Annotated in this window: 8 protein-coding genes, 1 tRNA gene and 1 pseudogene; 5 read left to right on the forward strand and 5 right to left on the reverse strand. The window is 65.4% G+C overall.

Annotation, left to right across the window (positions count from 1 at the left end):
- Positions 1-127, forward strand: a pseudogene (locus GSE44_RS24615) (integrase core domain-containing protein); the annotation flags it as partial.
- 1,506 nt (positions 128-1,633) lie between these two features.
- On the opposite strand, the gene GSE44_RS24620 reads toward GSE44_RS24615, so the two are convergent.
- The 3 genes from GSE44_RS24620 to GSE44_RS24630 form a co-directional block, all read right to left on the reverse strand.
- A complete protein-coding gene (locus tag GSE44_RS24620; protein WP_159351470.1) occupies positions 1,634-1,846 on the reverse strand; it encodes a hypothetical protein in 213 nt (70 codons plus the stop codon).
- Positions 1,847-1,900: 54 nt separating this feature from the next.
- Positions 1,901-2,209, reverse strand: coding sequence for a hypothetical protein (locus GSE44_RS24625; protein WP_159351471.1), 309 nt, complete (start codon positions 2,207-2,209; stop codon positions 1,901-1,903).
- 432 nt (positions 2,210-2,641) lie between these two features.
- Complete coding sequence (locus GSE44_RS24630) at positions 2,642-2,977, reverse strand: hypothetical protein (RefSeq protein ID WP_159351472.1); 336 nt, start codon at positions 2,975-2,977, stop codon at positions 2,642-2,644.
- Between the two features lie 226 nt (positions 2,978-3,203).
- Between GSE44_RS24630 and GSE44_RS24635 the strand changes: the two genes are divergently transcribed.
- Positions 3,204-3,440 carry a site-specific integrase gene (locus GSE44_RS24635; RefSeq protein WP_268893701.1) on the forward strand — a complete coding sequence of 79 codons (237 nt, stop codon included), beginning with the start codon at positions 3,204-3,206 and terminating at the stop codon, positions 3,438-3,440.
- Between the two features lie 52 nt (positions 3,441-3,492).
- Here GSE44_RS24635 and GSE44_RS24640 read toward each other — a convergent pair.
- Positions 3,493-3,585, reverse strand: a tRNA-Ser gene (locus GSE44_RS24640).
- Positions 3,586-3,653: 68 nt separating this feature from the next.
- Complete coding sequence (locus GSE44_RS24645) at positions 3,654-4,283, reverse strand: glutathione S-transferase family protein (RefSeq protein WP_201306239.1); 630 nt, start codon at positions 4,281-4,283, stop codon at positions 3,654-3,656.
- 96 nt (positions 4,284-4,379) lie between these two features.
- Here GSE44_RS24645 and GSE44_RS24650 point away from each other — a divergent pair, with 96 nt between their 5' ends.
- The 3 genes from GSE44_RS24650 to GSE44_RS24660 all read left to right on the forward strand — a co-directional run bounded on the left by GSE44_RS24650 (position 4,380) and on the right by GSE44_RS24660 (position 7,171).
- Entirely contained in the window at positions 4,380-5,747 is a 1,368-nt protein-coding gene (locus GSE44_RS24650) for a cytochrome P450 (protein WP_159351473.1), read from the forward strand.
- 68 nt (positions 5,748-5,815) lie between these two features.
- Entirely contained in the window at positions 5,816-6,136 is a 321-nt protein-coding gene (locus GSE44_RS24655; protein ID WP_201306240.1) for a TM2 domain-containing protein, read from the forward strand.
- 93 nt (positions 6,137-6,229) lie between these two features.
- A complete protein-coding gene (locus tag GSE44_RS24660; RefSeq protein WP_159351474.1) occupies positions 6,230-7,171 on the forward strand; it encodes an NAD(P)/FAD-dependent oxidoreductase in 942 nt (313 codons plus the stop codon).
- Positions 7,172-7,307 lie beyond the last annotated feature (136 nt).

The raw sequence follows: 7,307 nt of genomic DNA on the forward strand, positions 1-7,307 counted from the left end.
GGAGGATGGCCCTCTGGGGAGCTTCAACGCCCGACTGCGCGACGAGCGGCTGGTTGGCGAGATCTTCTACAGCCTGGCGGAAGCCAGGATCTGCATCGAGAGCTGGCGGCGGCACCACAACAGCATCTAACCGCATGCCTGCCCCGGCTACAGGCCGCCTGCTCCGGGGGTGATCCTGCCAGCCCCTGCGTGCCGGCTGATCCTGCGCCGCCCCCCCCTCTGACCAGCACACAATCCTTTGCCCCAGGCCAGTCCCAAACCAACCTTCACCCAGGATCACCCAGTGGGGCCGATCACGTATACGCTCGACAAGACCGACGCCTTCCAAGTCCCGGCAGCTTGTTTCGCTCATAGGGTGCTGCGGCCGGAATGCGGCTTAGTTTGCGGCCCTCAGCAGGGCCTGTCCGGCGGCAGAGCAAGCATGCACAATCTACGCAGTTTCATAGGGCTGTGAGAGATTGTAACATGCTCATTCTGAGATGTAGAATGATCCTCGGTGCTTGGTCCAGCGTAGCGACCCTCTAGCTGCCGAGAATCGAATGCGCACTCCATTACCCACCGGGTTCGCCCGCATCAATGCCATCGTGGTAAGTCGCAAAGCAAGACGCAGCGGGACGCACTACGTGGTCGAATGTGAAACCGTGGACGGTCTAACGAAGACCGAGGTGTCCCGGGACCGCATGGATGCGCTCGGCATGTTCGACGCGTTGCGGGACCAGGAGCTTGTCCCGCTCACAAGGTGCTGTTGCCAAGCGGCTCAAAAAGCGGCCCCCAAGGGGGACCCCACAACCGCGGAGTATGCCAAAGGGAGATCGAAACCGTCGGTAAGAACTGATCTTCCGCCCCCAGGCTATATACGTGTCATCTCAGTCGAAAGGCTGACGAACCCACAGGGGGTAAACGATCTGGTCGTGGTGTTCTATGAGAGCGCAAAGGGGGCCGGTTCTATCGTACTGACAGCCCAGCATGCTGCCGCACTGGATCTCGGGCGAGCAGAGCACGAGGAGATGCTTATTTCGTTGCCCGAGCTCTAATGAAACCAAAACGGCCGGGACAGCAGCGCGAGCATGCGTGTTCCTTTTCGATGTCTGGGGTGCCCGGAGCCGCCGGACGGCGGTTAACCCATGTGAATGCTACCCACGGTTGTGCTTATGTAGTTTCGCACAAGCAATGGTCGGGGGTGCGATATGCAGTCACTGCCGGCGGGCAGAGCTCGTCTTGTCATGGTCGAGCCCATCCTTGACCCGCTTCGATCGCGAACCGTGATCTTCATGCGCTACGAGACGATCCAAGGAGAGCGATCCGTCGTGGTTTCCCCCGAACGCGCAGCAGCTCTCGGCCTCTACGAAGCATACGATAGGCAACGGACAGTTCCTGTTCCGACGGCCTGAGCCGCCGGGCAGCGGGCTAGTAGCCGATCTGGACCAGTTGACGCTCAGCCACCGTCACAAATCCATCCTAAAATCCGAACCGCCCGATTCTGAGAACGGCGTCTTTTCATGAACCAAGGGGAGGATGGGTCTGCAATGCGGCGGTTCAGTTACTTTCTTCGCAGCTTAGCTCTGTGGATAGCGGCACCGTCTGGGCGACGCCCGATGTGGTCTGACTGCTAGCAGCATTTAGTGGGCGCGGTTTACGTCTCGCGTTTGGTCGGGATGAAGACGGCCGGCGTATCGTCGTCAGCGCCATGACGCGGCATGGGCCCGCATAGCCGGTTCTCCAGTCGCTCCTGCCGCAGGATCTCCTCCACGCGGGGAAGCAGCCCGGCAACAGTCTGCGCAAGCTGGGCAATGCGCTCGGTCCCCACTTGGTGCGCCAGCTCCAGCGCCCGAACCGGATCGGCCACACCTTGCTGCTGTTGGGTGCGGAGGGTGGTTGCAGTGGAAAGGGTTGTCTTGAGCTAGACTTGCTTCGCCTCGGCGGCTTGAAGACGGCTGACCGCCGACGTGAGGGCGGCAGTTGTCTCCGCCCGGAAGCGATTTTGCAAGTCGATGTGTGCATTAACCGGCGTGATCGCAGGGTTCCAGACGATCCCCAGGATGGTCATCCCTGCCATGACCACGCCGCCGACGGCGCCCACCAGCTTCAGCCAGACGGGTAAGTCACTGTTGGGCGTCGCTCCGTTCTGCTGGCGCGATGGCAAATGCTCAATGGCTATGCACTGCTGCTGGTAGCCCTTCCCGTCGTGCGCCTTCTGCTTGGCGGCCACAGTCTCCTTCGCGAGATCACTCGCTCAGTCGGTGAGCTGCTGGAGCGCCGCCGCGACGTCGATCCCAGCCTCGGGCGCCGCGGCGCCGCCCCTTAGAGACATCCGGTATCCCCCCTCCACCGGCTGGACCGCGCGAGTTCCGGGCGCCTGGCAAGATGCGCGGCAAAACGTTCTAAAAATTAGCGAACGTTAACGTTTTTCGACCACAATTCCTCCGCCATAGCAATGCAGATGGTGAGGAACGGGCGGTTGACTGCTTTTGAGCGTGAGTTGCTAGTCCTGCTGGCCAGCATTGTCCTCGAAGATGAGGAGGCGAGAGGCGCGGAGTACGGTGGCACTCGGCACCTGGATGCTCTGAAGCGAGCCCTGGCCCAGGTTAGGAGCGAAGCACCGCAGGAGTAGGCCGGATTTCGCTCATTGCTGCGTCGCGGCTCATCCCGGCACGCTGCCCGCAAGGTCCAGCGCGCGCTCCCTCAGGAACGCCCCCATCGTCGCGCGCTGGCTGGGCGTGAGAACAAAGGGGAACTCCACGACATTCACCATCTTCACGAAGCCGGCGTAGATGCTCTTCTCGGCTACCCCGACCTTGATCGTGCGCCCTGCCGTTGGGACGCGCGCCGCGGCGCTCGCTCCGGTGCCGGTTAGCCCCGCCGTCTCGTTGCAGGCGGTCATCCCGACGCTGCTCGCTGCGGAACCGCCCACCAGGAGCCAACTCAGGACGTTCGCATCATTCGCGGTCGTCGCAGTGATGAGGGACGAGAAGCTCATGGCAGCGCGCACCGTGCCATTGGGGAGGGCTGGCTCAAAACCGGTCCGTTGAAGATCAGCGCGGAGCCGTTACCGTTATTGTTGCCGTGGAAGAGCGCGCGCCCTGCCGCGGTCGCCTCGGACGTGATCGGCCGGCAGATCGCAGTCCGCCACCTCCGCAAGCTGCCTATCGAGCCCCGCACCGTCAGGTCCGGCAGGTGACCAATGCAACCGCGTAATTCGGCGGATCGACACGTCCGAGAAGAAGGCCCGCCGGACCTCTAGCCGGTTCCGGGTGCACGACCTCCGGCACGGCTTCGCCATTCGGTGGCTGAAGGCTGGCGGGAACATCGACGAGCTGTCCCGGCACCCGGGGCACACGTCGGTAAAGACGACCGAAATCTACCTCGGCTACCTGAGCAACGAAGAATACGGGCTCGCACAAAAGGGGATACGATGCGGCTTCGAAACGGCCGAAACTTAGTTCCGGACCAGCCCAGTAGAGGCGCTGTAAATACCTGAGGTGTAGCGAGAAATGGCGGAGGGGATGGGATTCGAACCCACGATAGGACTTGACATCCTATAACGGTTTAGCAAACCGCCGCCTTCGGCCACTCGGCCACCCCTCCGCAGGAGTGGAAGTCACACGGCGTTGCAGGCGCCGCTTCTAGCCGCCCCTTGCCATCCCGTCAAACCCTCAGGAGAGGGCCACTTCGAAGCCCCGCTTCGTGCCCGGGCGGGCCATCATCCGCTCGTACCAAGCGCGCACATTCGGCAGATCGTCGAGGGGCACCAGATGCCGTTCATGCCGCCAAGCCCAGCCGAGGATGGCGAAATCGGCCACGCTCGGCTCTCCCGAGGTCGCCACGAAGTCCCGGCCGGCCAGCCGCTTCTCGAGCACGCCATACAGGCGCCGCGTCTCCTTGCCATAGCGGGCGACGCCATAATCCTTGGCTGGCCCGTCCGGCTGCATCAGGAAATGATGCACTTGGCCCGGCATCGGGCCGAAGCCGCCCATCTGCCACATCAGCCACTCCATCACCGGCACCCGCGCGCGCAGGTCCCGGGGCAGGAACTTGCCCGTCTTCTCGCCGAGGTAGAGCAGGATCGCACCCGACTCGAAGACGCTGATCGGCTGCCCATCCGGTCCTTCGTCATCCACAATGGCAGGGATGCGGTTGTTCGGGCTGATGGCCAGGAACTCCGGCCGGAACTGCTCATCCGCACCGATATTCACGGTCTTCACGACATAGGGCAGCCCCATCTCCTCCAGCGCCACGCTGACCTTCCGGCCATTGGGGGTGTTCCAGGTATGAAGTGTGATCATCAGGGGGGTCTCCTCGCCTCGAAGCATCGCCCCGCAAGGCGGAGGAGGGAAGCCGCCCTGGAACCGACCGGCCGGCGGGACGATATCCGACTCGCTATGCCGGACACCCGCCAGCCCGACCTCGCCCGCGTTCAACCGCCCGAGACGCCGCTCGGCAGCCTCGCCCTGCTCCGCGCCGCTATCCGCAACCCCTTGGAGGCCCTGCCGCGGGAGGCCTTCGAGCAACCCATGGCTCGCCGCGCGGTGCTGGGACGGGAACGCTTCTTCGTCACGGCCCCGGAGCTGATTCAGCAGGTACTGCTGACGGAGGCCGACGCCTTCAAGAAGTCGGACGCCATGCGCCGCGCGCTGTCCCCCGCTCTGGGCGACGCCATCCTCACGGCCGATGGCGAGCGCTGGCGCTGGCAGCGCCGCGCGGTCGCCCCGATCTTCCGGCATGACCGGCTGAAATCCTTCCTCAAGCCCATGCTGGACGCCGCCGCCCGCACCCGGGACCGCTGGCTTGCCCTTCCGCCCGGCTCCAGCGTCGAGTTGAGCCACGAGATGATGCACACCACCTTCGACATCATCGTGGAGACAATGCTTTCGGGCCACGGCGCCATCGACGTGGCGCGGGTGGAAAAGGGCATCACCGACTACCTCGAAAGCACCGGCTGGTCGATCGCCCTGGCCATGGCAAAGGCCCCTGCCTGGACCCCCTATCCCGGCCAGCGCCGCGCCACCCGCGCGCGGGATTACCTTCGGAACGAGCTGCTGCGGCTGGTATCGGAACGCCGCCGCTTGGGCTCCGAACGCGAGGACCTGATCGCCCTGCTGATTGCGGCGCGGGATCCCGAGACGGGGCAGGCGATGGACGACCGCGACATCGCCGACAACCTGCTGACCTTCATCACCGCCGGGCACGAGACCACCGCCCTCGCCCTCACCTGGGCCTTCTACCTCTTGGCCAAGCACCCTGATGAGGAGGAGCACCTGCTGGCTGAGATCGCCGACACCACCGGCGGCGGGCCGGTGGAGGCGGCGCATGTCTTCGCCCTGCCCCGTACCCGCCAGGCCGTGCAGGAGGCGCTGCGGCTCTACCCGCCGGCGCCGATGGTCGCCCGCACCGCCGTACGGACCGTGGAACTCGGCGGGGAGAAGGTGGAGCCCGGAACCGCGGTCATCATCCCGATCTACGCCACCCATCGCCTTCCGTGGCTGTGGGAGAATTCGGCCCGCTTCGATCCGGAACGCTTCACCCCCGAAGCCACGAAGGAGCGCCACCGCTACGCCTGGATTCCCTTCGGCGCCGGGCCGCGCATCTGCATCGGCCTTGGCTTCGCCATGGATGAGGCAGTGGCCATCCTCGCTACCCTCCTGCCGGCGATCCGGATGCGTCCGGACCCGGGCTTCGATCCGGGCCTCCAAATGCGGATCACCCTGCGCCCCGCGCGCGGCATGCCCATGCGGCTGGAGCGGCGCTGACTCCGCCCTGGCCCGCCTGCCCGATCCAAGGCAGGTTGCAACAGGAACACGAAAGGATTCGCGCCCGAATGTCCGCCCCCGGCCCCCATCCCGGCATGAGCGACACCGCGGCAATGATGCATTACGACGCGAACAAGCGCTCGGTGCTGGTCGCCTACGTCCTCTGGTTCTTCCTCGGCTGGTTCGCCGTCCATCGCTTCTACGCAGGCCGCATCACGAGCGGGCTGGCGATGCTGGCGATCAGCCTGATCTCCTGGGCCATGACGGTGATCGCCATCGGCTATGTCGGGCTCTTCGTGATCGGCATCTGGCTGCTGGTGGATGTCTTCCTGATCCCAGGCATGATCCGCGCCTACAACCGCGGGATCATCGCCTCGCTCGGCCGCTGAGCGGGTCGCCAGTCCGACGCAATCCGCCTGAAACTGCCCCAATCGTGAAACGCTGGCCCACCCCGCGCGTCCTATCCAGGCGCGGAGGTGGCCATGGCGGAAGACGGGGTTCTCGACTGCATCATCATCGGCGGCGGCCCGGCCGGGCTGACCGCCGCCCTCTACCTCGTCCGCTTCAACCGCCGCATCGCCCTGGTGGACAGCGGCGCCAGCCGCGCCGCCTGGATCCCCACGAGCCACAACTTCCCAGTTTTCTCGGAAGGGATCGGCGGCCCGGAGATGCTCGCACGCCAGCGCGAAAACCTGGCGCAGTATGGGGTAAAGCCCTTTTCCGCCCGCGTCTCCGGCCTGCTCCAGCAACCAGGCTGCTTCGTGGCCACGCTGGAGGGGGATGCCGGCGTCCGCCAGCTCCGCGCCCGCCGCGTGCTGCTGGCCACCGGCTGCGTCGATATCGAGCCCGAGCTTCCGGACTTGCCGGACGCTGTCCAGCGCGGGTTGCTTCGCTATTGCCCGATCTGCGACGGCTACGAGGCCCGGGGCCGCCGCGTGGCGATCCTCGGCCATGGGGCCCGCGGCCTGGGCGAGGCGGTTTTCGTCGCCCGCAGCTACACGCCCGACGTGACACTCCTCACCCTCGGCCAGCCCCTCTCGGAAGAGGACGAGGCCCGGGCCCGCGAACACAACATCCGCATCCTCACCGCCCCGATCGAGGCGCTGGAGGTAGAGGGGGACCGCATCAGCGCCATCCGCGCCGGCGGGCAGGAGCACCGGTTCGAGACGCTCTACTCCGCCCTCGGCCTCAAGGTCCGCTCAGACCTTGCCCTGGCGCTCGGCGCCGAGCATGACGAGTTCGGTGCCCTGGTCGTGGACGACCACAACCGCACCACCGTCCCGGGCCTCTATGCCGCCGGGGACGTGGTGCGCGGGCTGAACCAGATCGTGGTGGCGATGGGCCATGCCGCCATCGCCGCCACGGACATCCACAACCGCTGCGAATTGCCTACGGAAGACGAGCCGGAGGGCAATACGCGCTGACGCGGGCTTAAAGCTTATCCCACTAGACGCTGGATCTGGGGCTTCCTAGCTCATCGTCCATGACGAGGAGATCTGTTCGGACGACGACGAAGCGGCGCGTTCAGGATGATGGCTGGCGCTTGCCGGATGCGCTCTG

It is taken from the genome of Muricoccus harenae (assembly GCF_009848505.1).
In the GTDB taxonomy this organism is placed as follows: domain Bacteria; phylum Pseudomonadota; class Alphaproteobacteria; order Acetobacterales; family Acetobacteraceae; genus Roseomonas; species Roseomonas harenae.

Bases quoted from the DNA above. Each gene is read 5' to 3' on its own strand.
- GSE44_RS24660 (WP_159351474.1), top strand. From the start codon at position 6,230: ATGGCGGAAGACGGGGTTCTCGACTGCATCATCATCGGCGGCGGCCCG.
- GSE44_RS24645 (WP_201306239.1), bottom strand. From the start codon at position 4,283: ATGATCACACTTCATACCTGGAACACCCCCAATGGCCGGAAGGTCAGC.
- GSE44_RS24630 (WP_159351472.1), bottom strand. From the start codon at position 2,977: ATGAGCTTCTCGTCCCTCATCACTGCGACGACCGCGAATGATGCGAAC.
- GSE44_RS24650 (WP_159351473.1), top strand. From the start codon at position 4,380: ATGCCGGACACCCGCCAGCCCGACCTCGCCCGCGTTCAACCGCCCGAG.
- GSE44_RS24655 (WP_201306240.1), top strand. From the start codon at position 5,816: ATGTCCGCCCCCGGCCCCCATCCCGGCATGAGCGACACCGCGGCAATG.